Origin of the sequence: Thermococcus sp. JdF3, from assembly GCF_012027495.1 — an archaeon.
Taxonomy (GTDB): Archaea; Methanobacteriota_B; Thermococci; order Thermococcales; family Thermococcaceae; genus Thermococcus.
In genome coordinates this window covers 100,501-125,784 of record NZ_SNUK01000007.1, presented here as the reverse complement: position 1 = coordinate 125,784, position 25,284 = coordinate 100,501, and the positions used below count along the sequence as shown (strand labels likewise).

Here is a 25,284-nt window from a genome sequence, read left to right as displayed (position 1 = left end):
CTCTGGCTTCGACGGTTAGTCCGTTGCTTAAGTCGCCTTCGGCGAGGCGTTCGAGTTTTTCGCCTATGGTGTTGAGTGTTCCTACGAGGTCTTTTCCTACGGCTTCGAAGGCTTTTATGAGGGCTCCAATCTCGTCGTCTTCGATGTAGTGGATTTGGTTGAGTTGTTTGTTGACGTCGCTTAATCTTCCCTCGGCCAGGGCTTGGGCAACACTCCTAAGCTCCTCAAGCGGCCTGAGGGTCCTATTGAGGGTTTTGTATCCCAGGAACAGCATAAGGATTCCAACGAAGACCGCTACGATGGAGCCCATTATCGTCGTCTTTAGACCCTCTTCAACGACCTCACTGATGGAGCCGGTTATCTTTTCCGTGCTCTGATTGAGGGTGTCGGATATCGCCTGGGTCAGCGGGTCTGTGAGCTCATGGAGCGGCACCGTGGCCAGAACCACCCACCCGGTGGTTTTCATCCTCCTGTATCCCGCGACCTTCTCCACGCCCTGGAACGAGTAGACAACCCACCCCTTATCGCTGTTTTTGTCAAGTTCGTCCGCAAGGGGCAGGAGGTTGGGGTCATCGTGTATGTTGAAGTTCTGAACCAGGCTCTCGTTGGGATGCACGATGATGGTACCGTCCCGGTTGATGATCGCTATGTATCCACTCTGACCTATCTTTATTTCCTTTGACTGCTCTATGAGGGTGGAGACGAAGACGTCAACGCCTATGACACCGACGAGCTTTCCGTTAACGTAAATGGGCTCGGAGTAGGTGACTATCCACTTCCCGGTTGATGCGTCCTTGTAGGGTTCGGTCCAAACCGGACCGTTTTTGGCAACGGCCTCCTGGTACCAGGGCCTCTGTCTGGGGTCGTAGCCCTCGGGCAGGGGTTCGTCGGGCCACATGTACATCCCGCCGCTCGTGCTGCCGAAGTAGACGTAGGCAACGTTCGGGTCGAGGTCTTTCACGCTCCTAAAGCGGTCCAGGAGAAACGCTTTGAACTGCGGATCGCTCTCGTCGTAGTTTGAATACGCCACGTCAACGGCTTCTATGGCCACGGTTCCCATAACGCGCATCTTCTCGAAGTAGTCGTCGAACAGCTTTGCACCGAGCTCCGCGGAGCCCGTTGCTATCATCCCTGCCTCTTCGGTTATTGGGGCCTTAATGCCCTCCGCCATGAGCTTCGGGAGGTTGTGGCCCAGCTCCTCGTCGAGGGAGGTCCGTATGCTGTCCCTCATCATGAGCGATGAGGATATCACAATGAGGGAGCCTATCAGTACGGTGATAACCAGGGCTGTGGCCATGGTCATGATGATCTTTTTCTTAAACTGCATGGAAACCACCTCTCCCCGTGGTCTGCTACGGTCGTCAGACGACTAAATAGTATATCGATGTCTGACTATTGATGTTATACTGCTTAAAACTTAAATCGCTTTTGTGTAGGGCGGTATGTAGGTAATTACTTTTCTCTTCTGGAAGCTTCGTCCTTCTGGGGGAGATTCAACAGCAGAAAACAGCAGTTCACGCGGTGAGGTCCATCTATCATTCACGATTTAAAAAGGCGGAGAGTAAAGATAGAAGAATGCACCTCACGCCTTTGAAAGGACGTTGTTCCATGAGTAGCTGGACTCTACGAGCTCCCCGACGGTAAGCCTCCCGATGGAGGTTACCTCCGGCTCGAAGCCCCTCAGCTTTTCAAGCACCTCCTCCTTTGAGAGGGTTTCCCCGTCGAAGACCACGAAACCGTTCTTGGCGTAGCCGTTGATGAACGCCCTCCATACCCGTCCGTCCCTGAGGAGCTCGTACTGTCTGGCGCGGGCCTCTTCGGGGGTTATCCTGCCGAACTTGAAGTCCATCCTGATAAGGGTCTTGTTGTAAACCCTCCCGCTCATCGCAATCACCTCGTATTCGGGCCGAAGTAGTTCTCTATGTCAATGTATGTCTTTCTGTAGAGCTCGCTGTTCTTCATCCTCTCAACGAACTCCTTCGTCCTGATGTATTTGTCCCTGCGGTAGTCCCAGTCCGGGTGCATTGCCTTCCACTCTTCCCAGGTGTAGCTGAACTGGGACTGCACCTTGTCGCGGTAGAGTTCAGGGATCACGTTGAAGGTACAGAACGGCACAGTTCTGCCGTCGGGCATGGCGTAGTGGATGACGCAGCGCTCGACGCGCTCGACGTCGTAGTTGTACTCGTCCATGAAGTGCATCATGCCGAGGAAGAGGGCGTTGGTGTGGAACTTTCCGAGGGCGTCGTAGTTGCCGTACATGAAGGCGTTCTTGATGAGGTCGAGGACTTTGATGCCTTTCGGCGCGTACCTGTCATCGTAGAAGGAGCGGAACTTCATGAAGATCTCGGCCCCGAGCTTGAGCTTCTGGAACCTGCCCATGGTTTTCCACTGCTCTATCTCCTCGGCCCTGGTCTCGAGGTACTCGACGAAGCCCTCGACGTCGAGGAACCTGCTTATCGGGACGACGCGCTTGTTCTCGCGGTCGAGGAAGACGTAGGTGGCGGCGCCACAGCAGTAGTGGCTGGTCATGTAGTAACGGGAGCCGGTGAAGGCCTCGAAGAAGCGCGCTATGTGTCCCGCTATTGGAATCGGGTACCAGTCGTCCATGGCTATTGCCCCGTTGGTCTGCTCCTCAATCCTCTTAATGGCGCCGGGTATGGTTATCCTGAACCTCTGGCGCTCCTTCTTGGGGACCCTTCCAACCTGGGAAATCGGCTGGAAGTTTACACCCCTGACGATGTCGAGGTGGTTCAGACCGAAGTTGATTATGGCCCCGAGTTCGTGGTCGTTCACGTTCCTTATGGTGGTGGGCACGAGGACTATTCCCGGCCCTCCGGCCTTCCTGACGTTCTCGAAGATGAGGGGAACCTCCCAGTGGTTCTTCCAGTTGGTCTGGGGCGTCATTCCGTCGTAGCTCATGTAGAGGGTATTAACGCCCGCCTCGCGAATCTTCTTTACCAGCTCCGGCTCGAAGGCGAGCTTTATTCCATCGGTGTTGAGCTGGACGTGGTCGTAGCCCTCCTCCTTGGCGATTTTGATTATCTCGATGAGGTCATCCCTGAGGGTCGGCTCGCCGCCGGTGAGCTGGACGGCGTTGGCTCCGACCGGGTGCTGCTTCTTGGCGTTGCGGAGCATCATTCTAATCTGCTCGAGGGTCGGCTCGTAAATCGGCTGGCCTTCCTTGGCATAAAAGAAGCAATACCAGCAGCTTAAATTACAGCGGTTGGTGAGCACGATGTTGAGCAGGTTGGTGTGGGAGCGGTGCCTGGCGCACATACCGCAGTCGAAGGGGCAGTTGGCGCCGGTGTTCTCAACGTTGACGCTCATGAGCTTGAAGTCGTACTTCCACCTCTGGAAGCGGTAGTACATCTCAACGTCTTCATAATAAACATCGGTTATCATGCCCTCCGGGCAGCGTTTGGTTATCCAGACCTTTCCATCCCTTTCCCATACGAGGGCGGGAACGATCCTCCTGGTTTCGGGACAGATGGAGTAAGTCCTGTGGGGCAGGGGCCCTCCGTAGGCCCTGCTTGCGCTCTTGAGCATGCGTTCAAACTCTTCCTCATTTATCTCGGGGAATTCGATAATATCCCTTATTCTGCGGGTTGATTCGGCGAACTCTTTTTCGCCGCTGGGAACTTCACCAACACTTTCGGCCATGGGTTTCACCCCTTCGTTTGACTTCGCTATGTCTGCTTATCTCTCCAATCACCGGGTATAAAAGCTTTTGCGTAAATATGCAAATTTTCCTTCATAGGTATGGGACATATGTGGGTAGCCTACGGAACCGTTCAATCCGAGGAAACCATTAAAAGCCGGCCGTACTATCCTTGGGGAGGTGGTAGAATGCCGGCGAGAGAGATGAGGATGGAGATGTTCCTGGGGGCTCTGCTAAAGAGGGACTTTTCCAGGGCCAAGGGGCACCTGGAGAAGCTTCAGAAGATGGCCGGCTCCGACGAGTGGGGCAGGGGCTACGGAAAGGCCATAAACGGCTTCATGAGCGCCATAAAGGACAACGACCCAAACTCCCTGATAGTCCAGCTGATCAGCGAGCACGACAGGAAGAAGGCGGAGAAGCTCCTCGAGCACTTCCAGGGGATACTCGAGCACGAGTTCAGGGACGAGTACGAGAAGGGCTACTACACCGCCTGGGTCGAGTTCCTCAGAGCCTATCTCTCCCAGAAGACGCTCTCATGAGGTGCTCCCATGGGGAAGGAAGAACTCATGAGGAAGCTTGAAGAGCGCATAAGAACCTGTCAGAAATGCCCGCTTGGGGGCCTTAGAACCAACGCCGTTCCCGGTTCCGGGAGCTATGGTGCCAGGGTCATGTTCGTTGGCGAGGCTCCGGGTTACTGGGAAGATCAGAAGGGCCTCCCCTTCGTCGGAAGGGCAGGAAAGGTTCTCGACGAGCTCCTGGCTGAGATAGGTCTCGCCAGGGATGAGGTTTACATAACCAACATAGTCAAGTGCCGCCCGCCGGAGAACCGTGACCCGACCGAGGAGGAAATCAACGCCTGTTCGCCCTACCTCGACAGACAGATAGACATCATCCGGCCCAGGGTTATAGTTCCGCTCGGCAGGCACTCCATGAGGTACATCCTGGAGAAATTCGGCTTTGACCCTGAACCCATAAGCAAGATACACGGAAAAACCTTCGAAACCCACACTCTCTTCGGGAAGATAATCATAATGCCGATGTATCACCCGGCCGCCGCACTTTACAGGCCGCCCATAAGGGAGGAGCTCAGAAAGGACTTTCTCAGGCTTAAGGAACTCATTGGTTCACCCGCATTATGAATCTTTCTTCATCTTTCAATTACTATTCCAAGTAACCAGTGAACCCCTACCGTTTTGTAAGGTCTTTGTGGTATTCCGCTGAAGCTTTTTTTGAGAAAGGTTTTTATGGTGGTGGTGCGCATTAATGTACTTGAAAGTATGTCATAATACAGGGCAACGGCAATGTTCACTGAAATGGCCACACAATATCATGGGTCTGCATGGCAGTTCAGCAGCATTTTCGAAACGCTGACAGTATGTCAAAAATATTCCAGGAAAATTTATATATTGCCGATATTTATGGGGTTGAAACCCGTTGGAGGTGAAACCGTGTCGGACTTCGGGATACTGTCTCTGCTGCCACCGCTGGTGGCTATTATCCTGGCGATATGGACGAAGAGGGTTATCCTGGCTCTCTTTGCTGGTGTCTGGATTGGAGGTGTGATGGTCTCCGGCTGGAACCCGGTGACGGGAACCACCCAGACCCTCGACTGGATAGTAGGCAACGCCATCGATGACTGGAACGTCAAGATACTGCTCTTCGACTTCCTCATCGGTGCGGGCGTGGGACTGATATACAAGTCGGGAGGAGCGATGGCAATAGGCCGCGCCCTGGCGAGCAAAGTGCGCAGCAGCCGCGGCGCCGCGATGATGGGATGGCTCCTCGGTGTGCTCATATTCTTCGACGACTACACCAACACCATCATAGTCGGCAACACCATGAGGCCCATCACCGACAGGACGAGGGTCTCCCGTGAGATGCTCGCCTACATAGACGACTCGACCGCGGCACCCGTTGCGGGACTGGCGCTGGTCTCCACCTGGATAGGCTACGAGGTCGGTCTCATCGGCGACGCCTTCAAGGATCTCAACGTTGACTACGGCGCCTACGTCGCCTGGATGCACAGCGTTCCCTTCAGGTTCTACTCGATACTCGCGATAATACTGGTCTTCATCGTGGCCTTCACCCACAGGCATTACGGCCCTATGCTCCACGCAGAGTACCGCGCCAGGACCGAGGGTAAAGTCCTCCGCGACGGTGCGAAGCCGCTCATGACAACCGAGGTTGACCTCGGCATGCCGAAGGAGGACGGCAGCGTCCACATATTCATCTGGCCGATACTGACGCTCATATTCGTCACCCTCTACGGCATGTGGTACACCGGCGGCGGTGGCGCGGCCTACGCTGAAGGCGGCCTCATGGAGGTCCTTGGAAACTCCGACTCCGCCCTGGCGCTTCTCTGGGGTTCCTTTGCCATGGTCGTGGTGGCATTCTTCCTCGTGCTTGCCATGAAGCGCATGACCATCGAGGAGGCTGAGGACGCCATCGTCCGCGGAATGAAGCAGATGGTCATAGCCAACACGATACTGCTCCTGGCCTGGAGCATCAAGAGCGCCACCGACGCCGTTGGAACCGCGCCCTACATCGTTGACCTCGCCAAGAGCGCCGGCGTCACCGGCGGCTGGGTGCCGCTGATAGTGTTCCTCATCGCCATGTTCATCTCCTTCACGACCGGAACGAGCTGGGGAACCTTCAGCATCATGCTGCCCATCGCCATACCGCTCGCCTACGGCGTTACGGGCTACGTTGGCCCGGAGGTCTTCGCCGCCATCGGTGCGGTCTTCGCCGGCGGTATCTTCGGCGACCACTGCTCGCCGATCAGCGACACGACCATCATGAGTTCGATGTTCTCCGGTTCGGACCACATAGACCACGTCACAACGCAGGTGCCGTACGCGGTAACCGCATCGAGCGTCGGAGTATTCCTCTACATACTCTTTGGCTTCGGTGTCCACAGCTGGGCGGTGCTCCTTCCGCTCGGCCTGATCCTCCTCGTCGGCGCTTGGTACTTCCTCAGCGAGTGGTACGGCAAGAAGTACGGCATACCCCACGGCAGGGTTCCGGTCTACGTGGCCGAGGACTGATGTTTTCTTTTTCCTTTCTCGCCACTTTTAAAAGGCCGAGGGTGCACTTTTCTCGGAGGTGAGAGGTTGCTCGTTAGAACCTTCGTTCCGGCTCACATAACGGCTTTTTTCGTCCCCAAATTTCACGACGACCCCCTCAAGGCCGGTTCCCTCGGGGCCGGGGTAAACCTTGACAGGGGTGTCAACGTCTTCGCGAGCATAGATACCGGCACCCTCGAGAGACACGTACACATCGCCTTCAACGGCGAGCCGGTTGGGAGGGAAAGGGCGGTCATAAGCTATTCAGTTTCAGATGAGATAGTTCCCGATGATTTTACGGGAGAGGTTGAAATCTGGCAGTACTTCGATTTCCCGAACGGCTACGGCTTCGGCAACAGCGCCGGTGGTGCATTGGGAACGGCCTTGGCTTTGAGCTACGCCTTCGGTGGGACGTGGCTTAAAGCGGCTCAGGTAGCGCACAAGTACGAGATCCTCAACAGGGGCGGTCTCGGGGACGTCGTGGGCCAGCTGGCCGGCGGGATAGAGGTTCGCGTGAAGGCCGGCGGCCCGGGCGTTGGCATCGTTGACAACCTCTTCTTCGAGGATTACCGCGTTCTCGTCGTCCCCCTGGGCAGGCTTTCAACCAGGGAGGTTCTGGACGGGGACGTCGTGGAGGCCATAGAGCGCGAGGGGAAGGGGGCACTTGAGAAGCTCCTCCTGGAACCGAGGCCGGAGAGGATGATGGCCCTCGCGAGGGAATTCGCGGAGAAAACCGGCCTCCTGAGCGGTGAACTCCTGGAACTGGCGAGGGAGCTGGACAAAGTTATTTCCACCCCCAGCTCCATGATAATGCTCGGAAGGGGCCTCTTCGCCCTTCTCGGGGAGAAGGAGGTGGAGAACGCCAAGAACCTCCTCTCCGACCTCAACCTGCCCTACGACGTGACCGGAATCCACGAGGGCAGACCGAAGGTTGGCAGGTGGGTTGGTTAGTAAACCCTTATCCCTTCGTTTATAACGGTGCGGTGGAAGGAGGTATCCCTCCACCTTTTGAACTCCTCCGGCTTTTCCACCACCACGTTGAGAACTACGCCATGCCTCATCAGTACGTTAAATATCCCGTCTATCAGTTCATCAAGGGAGACATCACCAACCACAAGCAGGTCCACATCGCTCTCTTCCGTGTAGTCACCCCTAACATATGAGCCGAACAGGTAAACTTCCTCAATGCGTCCCTCAAAGTTGCCCTTCAGAAACTTCAGGAAGTCCTCCAGCGCTTTCATTCTTGCATCCATTTTGAGACCATCTCCCTTGATTTTTCGAGGAAATCCATGGCCAGTTCCAGTATTTCTTCGGCTTCCTCTCTGGAGGGCGTGTACATGACGTTGTAATCCGCTTGACTTCTCATCTGGAATGCCTTAGTAAAGGCTTTTCCGTAGTATTCGCCCAGAAGTCCCTCCTTTATGTATGACGTGCCAAGCATTGCAAGTGTTCCCGAATGCTTCTTTGGGGCAATCCCCTTGATCAGCAGGAGGGCTTTGGCGGAGTGAAACATCGAATAGTACGCCCTGCTTATGGCGTCCCGGTACTTTCCATGTTCGAAAAGGATTTGGGCCGAGGAAAGCTCCTCCTCTGAAACTTCCAGCTCCCTTTCTATCTCCTCCCTCATGGTTTTTCGTACGTACCCGGAATATTTAACGGTAACCCAATATCCTTTTATCCCTCCATTCTAATCCATCCATAGGTGGTGAGTATGAGGTACTCCGAACTGGCAGACCTTTACAGACGCCTGGAAAAAACAACCCTCAAAACCCTCAAGACAAGGTTCGTCTCCGATTTCCTCAGGAAGGCATCCGATGAGCTCCTCGAGATAATCCCCTACATCATCCTCGGAAAGGTCTTCCCGGACTGGGACGAGAGGGAGCTTGGTGTGGGCGAGAAGCTCCTCATAAAGGCCGTTTCCATGGCCACCGGCGTTCCCGAGCGTGAGATAGAGAACTCGGTGAGGGACACCGGAGACCTCGGGGAGAGCGTTGCTTTAGCCCTGAAGAAGAAAAGACAGAAGAGCTTCTTCTCCCAGCCGCTGACCATAAAGCGCGTCTACGACACCTTCGTGAAGATAGCCGAGGCCAGCGGGCAGGGGAGTCAGGACAGAAAGCTGAAGTATCTGGCCAACCTCTTCATGGACGCCGGACCGGAGGAGGGCAAGTACCTCGCCAGAACCGTCCTCGGGACGATGAGGACGGGCGTTGCAGAGGGACTCATGAGAGATGCCATAGCGAGCGCCTTTGGCGTCAAGGCCGAACTCGTAGAGAGGGCCTACATGCTCACGAGCGACTTCGGATACGTGGCAAAGGTTGCGAAGCTTGAGGGCAACGACGGCCTCTCAAAGGTCAGAATCCAGGTGGGCAAGCCCATAAGGCCGATGCTCGCCCAGAACGCGGCCAGCGTGAGGGAAGCGCTGACGGAGATGGGCGGAAAGGCGGCGTTCGAGATAAAATACGATGGGGCACGCGTTCAGGTTCACAAGGACGGCGGCAGGGTTGTTATATACTCCCGCAGGCTGGAGAACGTGACGAAGTCCATTCCGGAGGTTGTTGACGCCGTCCTGGAGAGCGTAAAAGCTGAAAAGGCTATCGTGGAGGGCGAACTCGTTGCAGTGGGTGAGGGTGGAAAGCCCAGACCCTTCCAGTACGTGCTGAGGAGGTTCAGGCGGAAGTACAACATCGAGGAGATGATAGAGAAGATTCCCCTTGAGCTGAACCTCTTCGATGTCCTCTACGTTGACGGTGAGGGGCTGATAGACACCCCCTTCTCCGAGCGCAGGGAGAGGCTTGAGGGTATAATCTCCCCGGGTGAGCGGATAAGGCTGGCGGAGCAGCTGGTCACCGGGAGCGCCGACGAGGCGGGGACCTTTTACCAGCGCGCCCTTGAGCTCGGCCACGAGGGGCTGATGGCGAAGCGCCTGGATTCGGTTTACGAGCCGGGAAACAGGGGCAAGAAGTGGCTAAAGATAAAGCCCACCATGGAGGACCTCGACCTCGTCATCATCGGTGCGGAGTGGGGCGAGGGAAGGCGCGCACACCTCCTCGGCTCCTTCCTGGTAGCTGCCTTCGACCCGCACAGCGGCGAGTTCGTCCCTGTTGGAAAGGTTGGGAGCGGCTTCACCGACGAGGATCTGGCCGAGTTCACCAGGATGCTCAAGCCCCTCATAGTCCGCGAGGAGGGCAAGTACGTCGAGATAGAGCCGAAGGTTGTTATCCAGGTCACCTACCAGGAGATACAGAAGAGCCCCAAGTACAGGAGCGGCTTTGCGTTGAGGTTCCCGCGCTACGTCGCTTTGAGGGAGGACAAGAGTCCGGAGGAGGTGGACACAATCGAGCGCATAGCCCAGCTCTACGAGTTCCAGGAGAGGTTCAAGGCGAAGAGGTGACCTCGCTTTCCTCAGTTTCTTCAGCGTTTTCCCGCACCTCGCCCGTTTCTTCACCTTCCTCGGGAACCAGTTTTCCGGCCAGCTCGGCGGCCCTCTTCGCCATGAGCGGGGTTGCGAGAAGGAAACCTGTCGAGAGGCCGGCCAGGTAAGCGATCGCGTTTCCCGAATAGCCGTCCACCGTGGCCAGGGAGGGGAGGTCGTAGAGGGCGTGGGCGACCATCGAAAAGGCCAGCCCTGTGAAGCGTTTCCACCCGGTCTCGCCGAGCAGGAAGCCAACGGAAATAGCCGCCCAGACCGTGTGCAGTCCCATAAGCACCACCCTAACGGCCACCAGGTAGGGTTCTTGGTTCAGGGCGAAGATTCCTGCGGTGTACATTATTCCCTCTACAATCCCGAGGAAAAGGCCTGCCCCGATGACGAGCTTCCACCTCTCCCATTCCGGCGAGCGCCCGAAGAACTTCAGGGGCAGGAGCTTCACGGACTCCTCGATTATCCCGGCAGCGAAGGCCAGCGCAATCCACGTCTTGAGGAAGAGGAGGGGCGCCTCAAGGAAGGATGCCACGACCAGGCCGAGAATACCGAGGGCAAATCCCTGAACCTTCCAGCCGCTCCCGGGAAAGGAGCGCCATCTCCGGAGGGTGTACTTGATTGCCAGCAGAACGGACAGGCCTCCGACCACCGTTATGATTCCGAAGTAGTACTCGATGACTTTTTCCGGTGTGAGCATGGTATTTTCTCCACCATTCCCCCTTATTAACGTTGGCGTCAACTTTTTTAAATCCCGTGTGGATTTTCCTCCGGAACTGCCGAGAAATTTACATGAAGGTGTTCAAAATGGAGGACATGAAGGGCCAGCTCGTTGATATGTTCTTCTCGGAGGGAGCGGTACTCTTCGGCCGCTTCGTTCTCACCTCCGGCAGGGAGAGCGACTACTACATCAACGTCAAGAAGCTCTCCACGAATCCCGGGGCGCTGAAGATAATCGCGAGGCTGATGGCCGGGAAGGCCGGAGCGCTTGGCATAGAGTTCGACCGCGTCGCCGGCCCGGAGCTCGGAGCGGTACCGATAGCGACGGCGCTATCGCTGGAAACCGGAAAGCCCCTCGTCATAGTCCGCAAGAAGCCCAAGGGGCACGGTACGGGGAGCCAGATTGAGGGTGAGGTGAGCCCCGGCGATAGGATACTCCTCGTTGAGGACGTGACGACCACCGGCGGAAGCGTTCTGCGCGCGGCTGAGGTCCTGGAGAAGGCTGGGGCGGAGATAGTTGCCATAAGCGTGGTGGTTGACAGGGAGGAAGGCGCTGCCGAGAGAATAGGGGAGAGGTACCGGTTTATCCCCCTTGTCACGGTTTCAGAGCTTTTTGCCCGCAGGGACTCTGCCGGAGTGCAGGAATGAGGTTATGGCCTCGTAGAGCCTGTGGAACACGCCTTCTCTTCTTTCCCTTCCGAATATCCACTCGTTCAGGATGGCACCGCTCTCGGCTATCGCCCTCGATGCCTTGGAGTGGGGCGCGTAGTCGATGACCGGCCTTCCGTAGTTCGTCGCCTCGGGAACCCTGTGATCGAAGGGTATGACCCCAACAACTGGCACGTCCACGCTGTACTCGAGAAAGTCGATTATGTCGTCCACACTGTGTGATGATTCACGCACCTTGTTGAGGATCACGCCGACCTTGAGGCCGTATGCGTCCCCCAGCGATTTAAGCTTCACGACCTCGTTCTCGATCATTCTGTGGATTGAGTGTATCGGACAGCGCTCTATCTCCACTATGATGAGCTGGTACTGGGCGAGCCGGAAGGTCGATATCGTGTCGAAGGGTATGCCTACAGGGGAGTCTATTATGGTGACCCTGTACCGGGTTCCGATCTCCCGCACTATCTCCCGCAACCTCTTTTGATCCAGGTCGATGACGTCGTAGAGCTTTGAGCTGCCCGGTAGTATGTCAACACCTGTTCTGGGGTCGTGGTAAACCGCCTGGACAACCCGCATGTTTGGATCCTTCAGAAGGGTGTGCAGGTTATACTGGGGGTTGTATATCCCGAAGTGAAAGGCGAGCTTTGGGAGGTACAGGTCACCGTCCACGACGAGCGAGCGGTAGCCCCTTCGTGAGAAGTACGTACTCAGGTTTGCGCTCATCGTTGTTTTTCCCGCACCTCCCCTCCCGGTGATGACTATGGATACCATTAACTGGGCCTCCGGCTGCATTAATTCCAAGAGAAAATTATTGAAAGGGGCTCAGATGTAATCCCCTATTGTTTTGGCGCGAACCATTATGGCGGCCTTGTCCCGGCCGTAGAAGACCTCAACGAGACCGTCGGATTCCAGCTCCTTCACGGCCCTAAAGACCGCGGGTGCGGGTGTTTCGAGTTCGGCGCTCAGACTCTGGAGGGCGACCGCCCTCTTTTTTGTGGCGAGTACCTTATACACAGCATCTTTATGCCTGCCGAACATTCGGTGGCACCGTTACTAGTTACGTTAACGAACTAAATAAACCTTCCGTGAACATGGTTGGCAAGTATTCAAGGGCGGAGGGCAGGTTTATAAAGCGTGTCGGGGAGGGAGGAGTATGCGGGGAATCGTTGAGAGGCTCGACCATGAGGGACTGGGCGTTGTACGTGTGGGAAGGAGGGAAATCCACGTTCCTTTCACCGCACCCGGCGACGTTGTTGAAGTGAGAAAATGGCGGAAGAAAAAACGGAAGCTAACCGCCACTGATTTTGAGGTCGTGGAGCCCTCCGCCAGCAGAGTGGAACCGGTGTGTCCCAGTTTTGGGGTCTGCGGAGGGTGCCTTCTTCAGCACATCCCCTACGGGGGGCAGGTTAAGTTCAAGGCGGAGAAGCTCTCGACCCTTCTTGGTATTGACGTCGAAGTTATTCCATCGCCCGTGATTTACGGTCACAGAAACCGCATCGATGTTGTCATTTCGACAAACGGTATTGGGTTCAGGAGGCGCGGCACATGGTGGGACGCGGTTGACATCGAGTGGTGCCCCGTGTTCGGCGAATCCAGCAGGAGGGTTCTCCGCTCCCTGAGGGAGTTTATAGAAGACCACACCCCTAGTCTGTACGAGATACGGAAGAACGAGGGTTTTCTGCGCTACATCGTCATCCGTGAGGGCAAGTTCACGGGCGAGCTGATGGTGAACCTCGTCACCTCGGAGGGCAGTCTCCCCGAGTCCTTCCCCGACTATTTTGGCTATGCGGACTCGGTGTATTGGAGCGTGAACCGGACCCCGAGCGACGTCTCCTATGGTGAAATAGAGCGTTTCTGGGGCAGTGAGTTCATACGGGAGCGGCTCGACGACGTTACCTACCTGATCCATCCAAACAGCTTCTTCCAGACGAACAGCCATCAGGCGGTCACCCTGGTGCGCAAGGTGGCTGAGCTCGTTGACGGTGAGAGGGTTCTTGACCTCTACTCTGGTGTGGGGACCTTCGGCATCTATCTGGCCAAAAGGGGATTCTCCGTTGAGGGAATCGAGGTAAATCCCTTCGCGGTGGAGATGGCGAACAGAAACGCCGGGCTCAACGGCGTTGACGCCACGTTTAGGGTGGGGCAGGACAGGGATGTTGAAAATCTTTCGGAATACGATACCATAATAGTTGATCCGCCGAGGGCAGGATTGCATCCCAAACTGATAAGGAAAATCTTAAAAGATAAACCGCAGAGCATCGTTTACGTCTCCTGCAATCCAAGGACTCTCAGAGCCAATCTCGACGAACTGGCCGGGGTTTATTCCCTGGAGGGGGCTGTGGGGATTGACATGTTCCCTCACACACCCCACGTGGAGACGGTTGTCAAACTTAAACTTGGGGTTTAATTTTAGAACCCCTGGGTTCAAAAACTTAATATACTTGGTCAGCATAGAGGTAAACAGGGGTGATGAAAATGCTTGACGAGAGAGATAATATCATAATCGAGATGCTCACCAAGGACGCCCGCACTCCGTTCACGGAGATAGCGAAGGTCCTGGGCATAAGTGAGACCGCCGTAAGGAAGCGCGTAAAGGCCCTGGAGGAGGCGGGGGTTATAAAGCAGTACACCGTCATCGTTGACCCGGCGAAGCTGGGCTACAACCTGGTCAGCCTCACGGGCGTTGACACGCTGCCGGAGAAGATATTTGACGTTGCCGAGAAGATCAAGGAGTTCGATTTCGTGAGGGAGGTTTACCTGACCAGCGGCGACCACATGATAATGGCCGAGGTCTGGGCCAGGGACGGAGAGGACCTGTCCGACATAATCTCCAACAAGATAGGCAGGCTTGAGGGTGTCACAAAGGTCTGTCCTGCGATAATCCTTGAAAGGCTGAAGTGACTTTTCCTTTTTCAAGCCCATCCCCCTTGGGGGGTCGGTTAGGCGTCTTGCTCTGCTTTTCTTTTCATGAGTTTGCCTTTCGGGAATGGGGGCCGGTTAAAAGTTTAAATATTCCCTCTGCAAAACTATTACTATGCCGGAAATAATATCGATAGGGTATTTCATCAGGGATTTAATCGTTCTCGTGGCGACGTTCATAATCGTTGTTGTCCTGCTGGCTATGGGTGGGAAGACAAAGAAAAACCTCGGATTCAGCTATTTTATTCGGGCTTTCAATTCGCTCCTCCTCGCGTTTTCGCTGATCGTGGTGGCACAGGTGATAGGCGTTCTCCTAAGGACTACCGTACTGAACAACGACCCCACGTACTCATGGATCCGTTCGGTTATGCTCACCGTCGGTGCCCTGCTGCTTCTCGTCTCCTCCGTTATGATATACCTACCGTTTGCCCGCGGGGAATATATGATAGTCCCGATAGCCTCGGAACCGGCGGACTCCATCAGGTACGGTGCGTACTGGGGGGAGAGGGACAGGGCGCACCTGATTTTTACGGAACTTACAAAACGCTACCGCATGCCGGGGATAGCCGTTACCAGGGATCCTCCCGACATGTTCCGTAGAAAGCTCGGTCTCAAGCTGATCCCTGTGATGTGGGTATCTACGGTTCAACACGGCGATGCAGTGAGTCCAACGAAGCTGGAGGTTATAATGGACAATCTCAGGAGGTTCCTTGAGACGGCCAATATTGACAAGGTAATCCTGATCGACTGTGTGGAGTACTTTATCCTGGAGAACGGGGAGGATGCGGTTCTTAAATTCATAACCAGCATCAAAGACTTTGCCACTCTTAATCGGGGACTTGTTATCGTGACCGTTGATAAGGAATCCCTGAACGAGAGAACATTCAGCATACTGACCTCCGAGCTGAGGCCCATTAACGATCTTGAAAAAACTCTTGCCCGCTGAACGGCCCGACATTCCATCCAAACTGCTTTTAGAATTGGTGGGGGCACGGGGATTTGAACCCCGGTCCGCGGGTTTCTCCGGGTCAGAGCTCCAAAGGCTCATCCCCAAATCAGCAAACCCGCAAGTCCTCATACCTCTGGAGCCCGCGATGATGGACCAGGCTACACCATGCCCCCGTCCAGCTTAACCTTAGCCGGGGCAGGTTTATAAGTTTTATGATTGGCGGAAGTTTTATTAACTTTGGCTTACAAAAATATTCTGGTGATTACCATGGAAGAGCCCGTGGTTATTGGAAAGGACAAATTTAAGATAAGCGACGACGAGACGGCCAGGAGGGAGCTCCGCATAGTCAAGGTCAGCGACGATGTGATCCAGGTCCAGGAAGAGGTGCACGGCATCATCGCCCTCGTCGGGGCGAGTTCCAGTGTCAACATTAAGAAGGAGGAACTCAAAAACCTCATCAAGGTGGCCAGGGAGGAGTTCGGCTGGACGGACATCTGCGAGTGAGGTCCCTCTCGTTCTTGCTCCCACACCCTTAGGCTTCCCGAATTTTGACTCCTTTTTGTGTATCATCGACGGTGATATTAACGTTTTATAAGCATAAAAGTGGTTAAAGCTATCGGTGGTTGCCAATGGCAGTTGGAGAAAAGATAACCCTCAGCGTGATCAAGGCTGACATCGGCGGCTGGCCGGGGCACTCGAGGGTGCACCCGCAGCTCGTCGAGACGGCCGAGGAAGTCCTCTCAAAGGCCGTGGAGGACGGAACCATCATCGACTTCTACGTCGCCACCTGCGGAGATGACCTTCAGCTCATCATGACCCACAGGAAGGGTGTTGACAGCTCCGAGATACACGGCCTGGCCTGGAAGGCCTTCGAGGAGGCCACCAAGGTTGCCAAGGAGCTCGGCCTCTACGGTGCCGGTCAGGACCTCCTCAAGGACGCCTTCAGCGGCAACATCCGTGGAATGGGTCCGGGAATAGCCGAGATGGAGATAACCCTCAGAAAGAGCGAGCCCGTCGTCACCTTCCACATGGACAAGACCGAGCCCGGCGCGTTCAATTTACCGATATTCAGAATGTTCGCGGACCCGTTCAACACCGCCGGCCTCGTCATCGACCCGAACATGCACATGGGCTTTCGCTTCGAGGTCTGGGACATAAAGGAGCACAAGCGCGTGATCCTCAACACGCCGGAGGAGGTCTACGATCTTCTGGCCCTCATCGGCGCCAAGAGCAGGTACGTCATCAAGCGCGTCTTCCCGAAGGAGGGCCACAAGATAGCCAAGGACGAGCCGGTCGCTGTTGTGAGCACCGAGAAGCTCTTTGAGATAGCCGGCGAGTACATAGGGAAGGACGACCCGGTCGCCATCGTCCGCGCCCAGAGCGGACTGCCGGCCCTTGGCGAGGTTCTTGAGCCCTTCGCCTTCCCGCACCTCGTCAGCGGATGGATGAGGGGTTCCCACAACGGCCCGGTCATGCCGGTCGCGATGCACCAGGCCAACCCGACGAGGTTCGACGGCCCGCCGCGCGTCGTCGCCCTCGGCTGGCAGATAAGCCCGGAAGGAAAGCTCGTCGGCCCGGTTGACCTCTTCGACGACCCGGCCTTCGACGGTGCCAGGCAGAAGGCCGTCGAGATCGCCGAGTACATGCGCAGGCACGGCCCGTTCGAGCCCCACAGGCTCCCGATGGAGGACATGGAGTACACCACCCTCCCGGGCGTCCTCAAGAGGCTCGAGGAGCGCTTTGAGGACATCGAGTGATACCTTCCCTTTCCCCTTTGGTTTCTGCAACGTTCCCCGGCCGTCCCGATTGCTAAGGTTTTTATAACCTCCCGCCCAACTTTTTTGATAGGCCCATCGGAAGCCTTAAATATTCTTCACCCCAAAACTAACACTCGGAGTGATACACAGGGGTGGGAGTCATGAAGTTCACAGTTCTCAGGCTCAACCTGGACGAGAAGAAAGTGGAGAGTGAGGAGCTGGAGAGGGAAGGGGTATATGGCGTAATAGACTACGGTATAGAGGTTCACGAGACCCTCGAAACCTACGACATTGAGCCATACGACCCGAAGAACGTCGTTGTCATGGGAATGGGGCCCTTCTCGGGCTCAACCCTGCCTGGGGCCCACAGGCTCATGTTCTTCTTCCGTTCCCCCCTCTACGGAACCCTGTTTCCCTCCGCCATGGGTGGAGCGGCCTACGCCTTCAAGAACGTCGGCGTTGATTTCGTGACCTTCGAGGGCAAGGCCGAGAAGCCGGTGGTAGTCCTACTTTACAACGACGGTGAGAACGTAAATGTGGAGCTCCATGAGGTTGAGCTGGAGAAGGTCGTTGAAATCTGGAGGGGCTATAGGGATGAGGAGGGAGTTTATGCCCTCACCCAGTACCTCATCGATACCTTTGGCGATAAGTTTGACTTCGAGTACCGCATAGCCGTTGTAGGCCCCGCTGCTCTAAACACCAACTACGGCGCGATATTCTCCCAGGCGCTCAGGAAGGGGGAGAGGCTCGTAGGCAGCGAAGACTGGGCCGCCCGCGGAGGTTCCGGAAGCGTTCTCCTCCGTGCCCACAACGTCGTCGGAATAATCTTCGGCGGAAAGCCGAGGAAGAGGCCCTTCCCGGGTGAAGACATCGGCAACTTCAGAACGGCCAAGGGCATAGTTGAAGGCGTCCACAAGAAGCCCTACAACGAAATCATAAGTGAGAAGACCACCAAGTACCGCTTCAACCCCAAGCTCAACACCGGCGGAACCTTCGGCGGCAACTACCCGGCCGAGGGCGACTTCGTTCCGATACTCAACTGGCAGATGCCGTACATTCCAAAGGAGGAGCGCATAAGGATCCATGAGAACATCATGAAGCACTACTGGGAGCCCTTCAACGAAGAGGCCATAACGCCCAAGAACTGGACGACCTGCGGCGAGCCGTGTCCCGTCGTCTGTAAGAAGTACCGCCGCGGCCACCACGTCGAATATGAGCCCTACGAGGCCAACGGTCCGCTCAGCGGAAGCATCTCTCTGAGGGCAAGTGACATAAGCGTCCACGCGGCAGACGCGATGGGTTTCGACGCGATAGAGTTCGGCGGAACCGCCGCCTGGGTCCTTGAGCTCGTCCACCGCGGTCTGCTCAAGCCGGAGGAGGTTGGTATAAGCGGAAAGCCGGAGTTCACGAAGGAGGCGCTCCTCGGGCGCCCGGTCGAGGCGAGCGAGGTCAACGCCAAGCTTGTTGCGGAGCTGGCACACCGCGTTGCCTTTGCCGAGAACGAAATAGCCAAGATAATCGGCCTCGGCAAGAGGAAGGCGAGCGTAATCTTCGACGAGCGCTTCAAGGACAGGCTGAAGTACGGCGAGAGCTTCAAGGACTACGCCGTCTTCACTCCGCTCGGCGAGAACGGAGAGATGACGCCGACGATGTACTGGGCGATAGGCAACTACATACCGCTCCCGATTCAGGGCCGCTACTGGACCTTCTACCAGTTCGGCGTCTTCCTCGAGCCCGAGGAGCTGGCCCAGAAGATAATCGCCTCGGCCCTCTGGGAGTTCTGGTACGACAACGTCGGCTGGTGCCGCTTCCACAGGGGCTGGATGAAGCCCGTCCTTAAGGCCCTCTTCATGGACGCCTACGGCGCCAACGTGGACATGGAGGAGCACGCGAGGAAGCAGCTCAAGAGGCTCATCGAGTACGCGAGGAAAGCGGGCTACAGGCCGGTCTTCTGGGACTCGATGCGCGTTATAGACCTCGTGGCAGCGGGGAGCGAGGAGTTCGGAAACGAGAGGTGGGCCGAGAAGTTCAGGCTCGACAAAGTTGGCACGGCAAAGGAGTACCTGAGCAGGGTTCTGGAAGCATACAGCGAGGAGCTCGGAGTTGAGTGGAGGCTCTGAGGCTGTGCATGTGCTTTAATTTTTGTTCTCTAAGGAAATGGCGGGCCCTTCATTTTTACTTCTCCCGTGACTGCATAGTTAGAGCGGCTTTGCTTCTTGATCGGACCAAAAAGAGGGAGGGGTGAAGGGGTTGTAAGACGATTGTCAGCCTTTTACCCCATGTGAACGGTTTAAATCCAAAATGTTGGAAAAACAAAAACATGGGCGGCTAACGATAACCGAGAAGTCTCAGGATATCAAGCGCCAAAAACGTTGGTATAGGCCCTCCGTGCTCGGGATGCTCGCAGGGGGCGTAAGAGAAAAAGCCATAGGGGCACTTTCTTAGCTCAAGCGCCTGTACTATCTCTTCTCTCCCGTCAACCTTTGCCCCCATCGAGTTTAGGGCCAGCAAAGCGTACCGGGTTATCGGCAGGGACCACCACAGGGCGCCGTGTCTGTTGGATTTGATGAACTTAACCGTCTTTTCATTCCTATATCCATACCCAAGCTCGTTGAGGATTAGAACGGAATAAAGCGTTGTTTCGAGCCTAACGATTTTTATCTTTGATATTTTGCTGCCAAAGCCCCCATCATCGTCCTTCAAGTTCAAAACGAAAGAGGTCACTGTTTCCTTCCATTGTTCATCGATTTCAATGCCCAGTTCCCTGCTCGTTACGAGGAGATAGTATACCTCCTTTAGCAGGTAGTGATCCCGATAGACATCTGAGAGGTTCAGGTTGGCGATGAAGCTTTTCAGACGGGGTTCTACTCTCGTTTTAAGATCACTGTTGGATACACCAAGCTCCTTTAGTGCCTCATATTCCGCCCATATCCGGCTGGGTTTGCTTTCCCTCGAGATTTCAGTGAGTAGGTAGTTCCTGACTCCCGTCTCATTGGGCACCGTTGCGTTCAAAAGCTTAAGGGTCATCACGGAGAAGGCAGTACCCAGGGGATTCGGCACTATATAGTTTGGAATGTTTATGAAACCTCCCAGGGGTCCTTCAAGGGATCGCAGGTAGATTACAGTGTCTTCCCCAACGTCTCCCCCCGCATAGTTTATCGTCTCCACCGCCAAATGGGTGGTGTCAATGTATCCCTTTTTAGCACCTCCAGTGTCAGAGTATGCGCCGTTAGGGCACTTGTATTTCTGGATACTCGTTAGTATTTTTCTCCTCAGCGTTTCGTTTTTGATGTTTTCCTCCCGTATAAATCGTGCCAGGGTGTTGAGGTCGAAGAAGCCAAGGTTCTCTATTCTATGGGACGCCTCATTAAACACAGTTCTCGCAGTCTCGTTCATCACGGTGTAGTTTGGTATTTCGTCGAGGGAATATCCCGACTCCAGAAGAAGTCCCTTGAGCTGAAGGAAGTCCCACAAAAAATCCAGTGAGTGCTCCGGTCTCAGCTTGAGCCAGAGGGACATGGAGACGTTCTTTGCCAGGGTAGAATTAAGTAGAATGAGGCTTTTTGCATGTAGGAAGGTCTCGTTTGATTTCTTCATGTCCTCAAGGATGAAATTTTCGAAGGCCTCCCTGTTTCTGGGGCTCATATTGAACTCTTTAAAAAGTGCTAACAGGTAATAGGCGTCAAGAACCGAAGGATAATTCCGACCGCTGTAAAAATCCCCCTCTTCTTCCCTCAGGAACTCCATGGTTTTTTCGGGATGTGTTGGACTCAGGTTCAGGTGGGTCAGCGTCATGATACCGTGATATGTATGATACAGGCTTGGAAGTATTGTAAATGAGACGTCGCCGTTCCAGCCACCTGTAACCGGATCCTGGGAGAGGTAAAGGCGCTTTATCGTCCAGTTTGTCCATGAGGGGGTGGCTATATTGAGTGCGGTGGCGTTTTCAGTGTGCGTTTTCGTTATTGAGATAATGGCAGTGATGCTCAATAAAATCAAAAGGGTAGCTAGGATTTTTTCCCTCATCCTTCCACCTCAAAACGCGGACGAATCTATTGCCACGTACGTGCTCGCGGAGAGGCTTTTGAACTTGCCCATTTTAACCTCAAATGTTGCCATAGGCATGGAGCTTACGCTGTAAATCCGCACCTTGAAATAGTCATGGACCTTTAGTCTCCCATTGTATGAATGCGATATTGAGTCGTAGTTGTTAACGTTGTCCTCTCCAAATGAACCATCAATTGAAATCCAGGAACTTCCACCGGATACTTGAAGAGATAATCCGGGTGGAATTGAGATAGTGCCTCCTATGCTCCAACCGTTGGTGTATGTTTCTCCCCCGAAAGACAGTTTGTTGCTTAATTTGATGCTCTTACAGTCGTACTGATATGTAATGTAGGGGGATATTCCATGACTGCCGTGCTGTATGCATAGTGGTACACATCAACGTCTACAGTTTCTACCGGATCGTGGGGGTCTATCTCAAATTTAACAGAAAGTGCAGCTCCATGCCATTAACTGTAATTTTCTCATAGCCAATAATCTTTCCTGAAGCTTCAGGTGTTGGATACTTTTCTGCGTGAACTGTGGCCCCTGATGCTCCCAGCACCAGCAGTCCTGCTAAGACTGCCATCAAGCCCTTCCAATTCACAGGGTTCACCTCCGTAATGTTTTTGCGATACCTTTTATGCCATCATTCCTTATAAGCTTTTCCGTTTATCATAAGTAAAAATCCTTTCTTTTTTTCTCGAGTGTAAATTTTTTTGGAGTGAGGTCTTACTCGTAGAATGAACGAAAAGAACGCAAAGTAATGGAGTTGCATAGTCATGCAATAGCTAAACCCTTATATTCTCCGCTTTCCTCAGCTTTTCAGGTGAGAAAAATGAGGGCAGTTGTAATAGGCTCCGGAATCGGCGGCCTTCTGACGGCCTCGTTCCTTGCCAAAAATGGTTACGATGTCACCGTTATCGAAAAGTCGCCCTACATCGGCGGCCGCTTCACGAATCTGGAGTACAAGGGCTTCGGCCTCTCAACGGGGGCCTTCCACATGCTCCCCCACGGCGAGGACGGGCCTCTGGCTCACCTCCTCGGGCTTCTCGGTGCTAACGTCCAAATCGTGAACTCGGATCCGAAGGGCATGATTCTCTACAACGGGAGAACCTTCCACTACCGTGAGGGCTGGAAGTACTTAAGCCTCCGCGAGAAAGCTAAGGCGATGAAGCTCCTGGCAGATATAAAGAGGAACAAACTGCCAACCGGGGAAGAGGCCGAGATGGGCGGCCGCGAGTGGATAAGGGAGAAGATAGGCAACAACGAGTTCGTTGACCTCTTCATCAAGAGCTTCCTCGGCTGGGCCGACAGCGTCTTAGACGTTCCGGCCGGGGAGCTGGCGAGGGAGATTAAGGCGGCGCTGAGGTGGGGCGGGCCGGGCCTGGTCAAGGGCGGCTGCAGGTCGATTCCCGAGGCGCTGAGTTCGATAATCCTCGGCAACGGCGGAAGGATAATCACACGGAAGAGGGCCATTGAAATCGACGCCGAGGCGAAGAGGGTCATCACGGCCGACAACGAGGAGTTCCCCTACGATGTGCTCATCTCCAACGTCGGAATAAAGGAGACCGTCGAGCTGATCGGGGGGGAGAACTTCGACCGTGAGTATCTCAGGCGCGTTGATTCGCTAAAGCCGAGCGAGGGCATAAAGTACAACGTGGCACTGAAGGATGAGCCGGGGATAGGCAACACCGTCGTCTTCACCCTCGACACGGAGAGGATAAACGGCTACAACGAGCCCTCCTCACTGAGCCCGGAGCTCGCTAAGGAAGGCTACACCTTGATAATGCTCCACCACGCGCTCCAGAGCAGGAACGTCAAGGCCGAGCAGAGGAAGGGAATAGACGACATCTACCGCATCTTCCCGAACCTCGATAAGGAGGGCGAGATTCTGCTCGTCCAGACCTACCTCGACGGGAATCCCGTGAACAGGGTGGCGAGCGGCCAGACCGTTGAGGACTTCCCGATAAGCGATGTTTACATCGTCGGCGATGCCTACAAGCCGCCCGGAGGAATAGAGGTGGAGGGCATAGCCCTCGGAGTCATGAGGACGCTTGAGAGGCTCGGACTGGGAAGCTTCTCCGACTGGTACCTCTGAGGGAGAGCCGCCCTCTTGGGCCGGCTATTCTTTACCTTTGCCAACTTATTTTTCCGCCCCCCGAACCTTTTTCCAGTGAACAGCCCTGGCTCCTAACGAACGTTTTTATCCTCCCCCGCGTATTTATCCATCCCGGAGGTGATGCTCATGAAGAGGGTTGTAATAGCCTTGGGCGGTAACGCTATTCTCCAGCGCGGTCAAAGGGGAACCTACGAGGAGCAGATGGCCAACGTCATGAAGACTGCCAGGCAGATAGTGGATATAATCCTTGATGGGGACTACGAGGTTGTAATCACCCACGGTAACGGTCCCCAGGTTGGGGCGCTCCTTCTCCACATGGACGCCGGTCAGGCCGTCCACGGCATTCCGGCCCAGCCGATGGACGTTGCCGGCGCGATGACCCAGGGGCAGATAGGGTACATGATACAGCAGGCGATAAGGAACGAGCTGAAGAGGCGCGGAATAGACAGGCCGGTGGCGACGATAGTCACCCAGACCATCGTGGACAAGAACGACCCCGCCTTCCAGCACCCGAGCAAGCCGGTTGGGCCCTTCTACGACGAAGAAACAGCTAAGAAGCTCGCGAAGGAGAAGGGCTGGGTCGTCGTGGAGGACTCCGGCAGGGGCTGGAGGCGCGTTGTGCCGAGCCCGGACCCGATAGGGCACGTCGAGGCGGAGATCATCCAGGACCTCGTTGAGAAGGGCTTCATAGTGATCACCAGCGGCGGCGGTGGAGTCCCCGTCATCGAGGAGAACGGTCAGCTCAAGGGCGTCGAGGCGGTTATAGACAAGGATCTGGCCGGGGAGAGACTCGCTGAGGAGGTAAACGCGGACATATTCATGATCCTCACGGACGTGAACGGCGCGGCAGTGAACTTCGGAAAACCCGACGAGAGATGGCTCGGGGAGGTCACCGTCGGGGAGCTCAGGAAGTACTACGAGGAGGGCCACTTCAAGAAGGGAAGCATGGGTCCGAAGGTCTTAGCCGCGATAAGGTTCGTCGAGTGGGGCGGCGAGAGGGCGGTTATAGCGGCGCTCGATAGGGCCGTTGAGGCCCTCGAAGGAAAGACCGGAACGCAGGTCATAAAGGGCTGAACCAAATTCTATAAATATCTCCTCTCCCTTCTTTCTTCGGTGATAACATGGGAGAGGCCGCTACCGGATTCTTCGGTTCGCTGCTGTGGTGGCTGTTCTTCATGTACATCCTGCTGTGGCCCCAGATGCAGTACAGGAGCCTGCAGCTGGCCAGGGCGAGACTGCTCAAGAGGCTCTCGGAAAAGCGAAAATCAACGGTAATAACCATGATCCACAGGCAGGAGAGCATAGGGCTCTTCGGAATACCATTCTACAAGTTCATAAGCGTCGAGGACAGCGAGGAGGTTCTCAGGGCCATCCGCTCGGCCCCCAAGGACAGGCCGATAGACCTGATAATCCACACCCCGGGGGGCCTCGTACTTGCCGCGACGCAGATAGCGAAAGCGCTCCACGACCATCCGGCTGAAACACGCGTCATAGTTCCCCACTACGCCATGAGCGGCGGGACGCTGATAGCCCTTGCCGCGGACAGGATAATAATGGACCCGCACGCGGTTCTCGGGCCTGTTGACCCGCAGCTTGGCCAGTATCCGGGACCGAGCATCGTCAGGGCCGTCGAGAGGAAGGGTGTCGACAAGGTGGACGACCAGACCCTCATTCTGGCGGACGTTGCTGAGAAGGCCATCAAGCAGGTTCGCGACTTCGTCTACAACCTGCTGAAGGACCGCTACGGCGAGGAGAAGGCCCGGGAGCTTGCTCGGGTGCTCACTGAGGGCAGGTGGACGCACGACTACCCGATCACATACGAGCAGGCCAGGGAGCTGGGCCTTCACGTCAGCACGGACGTTCCGGAGGAGGTTTACGCCCTGATGGAGCTCTACAAGCAGCCAACGAAGCAGAGGGGCACGGTCGAGTTCATGCCGTACACGCAGGGGGGCGAGGTCGGCAGGTGAGG

The 25,284-nt window shown here is 55.5% G+C and carries 25 protein-coding genes and 1 tRNA gene; 15 read left to right on the top strand and 11 right to left on the bottom strand.

Going from position 1 to position 25,284, the window contains the following annotated elements:
• From E3E42_RS11450 to tes, 3 genes are all read right to left on the bottom strand, one after another.
• Positions 1–1,327 (bottom strand): cache domain-containing protein (locus E3E42_RS11450; protein ID WP_167904785.1); only part of this gene is annotated, 1,327 nt, incomplete at its 3' end.
• A gap of 255 nt (positions 1,328–1,582) precedes the next feature.
• On the bottom strand, positions 1,583–1,885 hold the full coding sequence (locus E3E42_RS11445; RefSeq protein WP_167904783.1) for a DUF3213 domain-containing protein: 303 nt from the start codon (positions 1,883–1,885) through the stop codon (positions 1,583–1,585).
• Between the two features lie 5 nt (positions 1,886–1,890).
• Entirely contained in the window at positions 1,891–3,660 is a 1,770-nt protein-coding gene (gene tes / locus E3E42_RS11440) for a tetraether lipid synthase Tes (RefSeq protein ID WP_167904781.1), read from the bottom strand.
• A gap of 186 nt (positions 3,661–3,846) precedes the next feature.
• On the opposite strand from tes, the gene E3E42_RS11435 reads away from it, so the two are divergent.
• The 4 genes from E3E42_RS11435 (at position 3,847) to E3E42_RS11420 (ending at position 7,671) form a co-directional block, all read left to right on the top strand.
• Positions 3,847–4,197: a hypothetical protein gene (locus E3E42_RS11435; protein ID WP_167904779.1), complete on the top strand. Its 351-nt coding sequence runs from the start codon at positions 3,847–3,849 to the stop codon at positions 4,195–4,197.
• Between the two features lie 9 nt (positions 4,198–4,206).
• On the top strand, positions 4,207–4,797 hold the full coding sequence (udg, locus tag E3E42_RS11430) for a type-4 uracil-DNA glycosylase (protein WP_167904777.1): 591 nt from the start codon (positions 4,207–4,209) through the stop codon (positions 4,795–4,797).
• 309 nt (positions 4,798–5,106) lie between these two features.
• Positions 5,107–6,702 (top strand): Na+/H+ antiporter NhaC family protein, encoded by a 1,596-nt coding sequence (locus tag E3E42_RS11425; RefSeq protein WP_167904775.1) that lies wholly within the window; start codon positions 5,107–5,109, stop codon positions 6,700–6,702.
• A gap of 66 nt (positions 6,703–6,768) precedes the next feature.
• The gene (locus E3E42_RS11420) at positions 6,769–7,671 is read left to right on the top strand and encodes a pantoate kinase (protein WP_167904773.1); all 903 of its coding nucleotides are present in this window, start codon (positions 6,769–6,771) and stop codon (positions 7,669–7,671) included.
• Here the strand turns inward: E3E42_RS11420 and E3E42_RS11415 are convergent.
• The gene (locus E3E42_RS11415) at positions 7,668–7,961 is read right to left on the bottom strand and encodes a nucleotidyltransferase domain-containing protein (protein WP_240913695.1); all 294 of its coding nucleotides are present in this window, start codon (positions 7,959–7,961) and stop codon (positions 7,668–7,670) included. The genes E3E42_RS11420 and E3E42_RS11415 overlap by 4 nt on opposite strands.
• A complete protein-coding gene (locus E3E42_RS11410) occupies positions 7,958–8,347 on the bottom strand; it encodes a HEPN domain-containing protein (RefSeq protein ID WP_167904770.1) in 390 nt (129 codons plus the stop codon). The genes E3E42_RS11415 and E3E42_RS11410 overlap by 4 nt, the downstream gene beginning before the upstream one ends.
• A gap of 84 nt (positions 8,348–8,431) precedes the next feature.
• Here E3E42_RS11410 and E3E42_RS11405 point away from each other — a divergent pair, with 84 nt between their 5' ends.
• Entirely contained in the window at positions 8,432–10,111 is a 1,680-nt protein-coding gene (locus tag E3E42_RS11405) for an ATP-dependent DNA ligase (RefSeq protein WP_167904820.1), read from the top strand.
• Here E3E42_RS11405 and E3E42_RS11400 read toward each other — a convergent pair.
• On the bottom strand, positions 10,095–10,838 hold the full coding sequence (locus E3E42_RS11400) for a hypothetical protein (protein ID WP_167904769.1): 744 nt from the start codon (positions 10,836–10,838) through the stop codon (positions 10,095–10,097). The two genes, E3E42_RS11405 and E3E42_RS11400, sit on opposite strands and share 17 nt — an antisense overlap.
• A gap of 107 nt (positions 10,839–10,945) precedes the next feature.
• Between E3E42_RS11400 and pyrE the strand changes: the two genes are divergently transcribed.
• Entirely contained in the window at positions 10,946–11,506 is a 561-nt protein-coding gene (gene pyrE, locus E3E42_RS11395; protein ID WP_167904768.1) for an orotate phosphoribosyltransferase, read from the top strand.
• Here pyrE and E3E42_RS11390 read toward each other — a convergent pair.
• Both E3E42_RS11390 and E3E42_RS11385 read right to left on the bottom strand, forming a co-directional pair.
• Positions 11,462–12,295, bottom strand: coding sequence for a MinD/ParA family protein (locus tag E3E42_RS11390; RefSeq protein ID WP_167904767.1), 834 nt, complete (start codon positions 12,293–12,295; stop codon positions 11,462–11,464). The genes pyrE and E3E42_RS11390 overlap by 45 nt on opposite strands.
• 51 nt (positions 12,296–12,346) lie before the next feature.
• Positions 12,347–12,562, bottom strand: coding sequence for a helix-turn-helix domain-containing protein (locus E3E42_RS11385; protein WP_167904766.1), 216 nt, complete (start codon positions 12,560–12,562; stop codon positions 12,347–12,349).
• A gap of 115 nt (positions 12,563–12,677) precedes the next feature.
• Here E3E42_RS11385 and rlmD point away from each other — a divergent pair, with 115 nt between their 5' ends.
• The 3 genes from rlmD (at position 12,678) to E3E42_RS11370 (ending at position 15,389) form a co-directional block, all read left to right on the top strand.
• Positions 12,678–13,931: a 23S rRNA (uracil(1939)-C(5))-methyltransferase RlmD gene (gene rlmD / locus E3E42_RS11380; protein WP_167904765.1), complete on the top strand. Its 1,254-nt coding sequence runs from the start codon at positions 12,678–12,680 to the stop codon at positions 13,929–13,931.
• A 68-nt stretch (positions 13,932–13,999) separates the two neighbouring features.
• Complete coding sequence (gene lrpA, locus E3E42_RS11375) at positions 14,000–14,425, top strand: HTH-type transcriptional regulator LrpA (RefSeq protein ID WP_058939759.1); 426 nt, start codon at positions 14,000–14,002, stop codon at positions 14,423–14,425.
• A gap of 133 nt (positions 14,426–14,558) precedes the next feature.
• Positions 14,559–15,389, top strand: coding sequence for a DUF835 domain-containing protein (locus tag E3E42_RS11370; protein ID WP_167904764.1), 831 nt, complete (start codon positions 14,559–14,561; stop codon positions 15,387–15,389).
• Between the two features lie 35 nt (positions 15,390–15,424).
• Here E3E42_RS11370 and E3E42_RS11365 read toward each other — a convergent pair.
• Positions 15,425–15,565, bottom strand: a tRNA-Trp gene (locus E3E42_RS11365).
• Positions 15,566–15,659: 94 nt separating this feature from the next.
• On the opposite strand from E3E42_RS11365, the gene E3E42_RS11360 reads away from it, so the two are divergent.
• From E3E42_RS11360 to gor, 3 genes are all read left to right on the top strand, one after another.
• Entirely contained in the window at positions 15,660–15,896 is a 237-nt protein-coding gene (locus E3E42_RS11360; protein WP_139681889.1) for a hypothetical protein, read from the top strand.
• 125 nt (positions 15,897–16,021) lie between these two features.
• On the top strand, positions 16,022–17,149 hold the full coding sequence (gene fbp / locus E3E42_RS11355; RefSeq protein ID WP_167904763.1) for a fructose-1,6-bisphosphate aldolase/phosphatase: 1,128 nt from the start codon (positions 16,022–16,024) through the stop codon (positions 17,147–17,149).
• A gap of 161 nt (positions 17,150–17,310) precedes the next feature.
• Positions 17,311–19,269 (top strand): glyceraldehyde-3-phosphate:ferredoxin oxidoreductase, encoded by a 1,959-nt coding sequence (gor, locus tag E3E42_RS11350; protein ID WP_167904762.1) that lies wholly within the window; start codon positions 17,311–17,313, stop codon positions 19,267–19,269.
• A 208-nt stretch (positions 19,270–19,477) separates the two neighbouring features.
• Here gor and E3E42_RS11345 read toward each other — a convergent pair whose 3' ends face one another.
• Together E3E42_RS11345 and E3E42_RS11340 are read right to left on the bottom strand one after the other, a co-directional pair.
• Positions 19,478–21,175 (bottom strand): hypothetical protein, encoded by a 1,698-nt coding sequence (locus E3E42_RS11345; protein WP_167904760.1) that lies wholly within the window; start codon positions 21,173–21,175, stop codon positions 19,478–19,480.
• Between the two features lie 451 nt (positions 21,176–21,626).
• On the bottom strand, positions 21,627–21,800 hold the full coding sequence (locus E3E42_RS11340; RefSeq protein WP_167904759.1) for a hypothetical protein: 174 nt from the start codon (positions 21,798–21,800) through the stop codon (positions 21,627–21,629).
• Positions 21,801–22,031: 231 nt separating this feature from the next.
• Here E3E42_RS11340 and E3E42_RS11335 point away from each other — a divergent pair, with 231 nt between their 5' ends.
• From E3E42_RS11335 to E3E42_RS11325, 3 genes are all read left to right on the top strand, one after another.
• Positions 22,032–23,294 (top strand): NAD(P)/FAD-dependent oxidoreductase, encoded by a 1,263-nt coding sequence (locus E3E42_RS11335; RefSeq protein WP_167904819.1) that lies wholly within the window; start codon positions 22,032–22,034, stop codon positions 23,292–23,294.
• A gap of 147 nt (positions 23,295–23,441) precedes the next feature.
• Positions 23,442–24,389: a carbamate kinase gene (gene arcC / locus E3E42_RS11330; protein ID WP_167904818.1), complete on the top strand. Its 948-nt coding sequence runs from the start codon at positions 23,442–23,444 to the stop codon at positions 24,387–24,389.
• A gap of 47 nt (positions 24,390–24,436) precedes the next feature.
• Positions 24,437–25,282, top strand: a complete 846-nt coding sequence (locus tag E3E42_RS11325; RefSeq protein ID WP_167904758.1) for an ATP-dependent Clp protease proteolytic subunit — start codon at positions 24,437–24,439, stop codon at positions 25,280–25,282.
• Positions 25,283–25,284 lie beyond the last annotated feature (2 nt).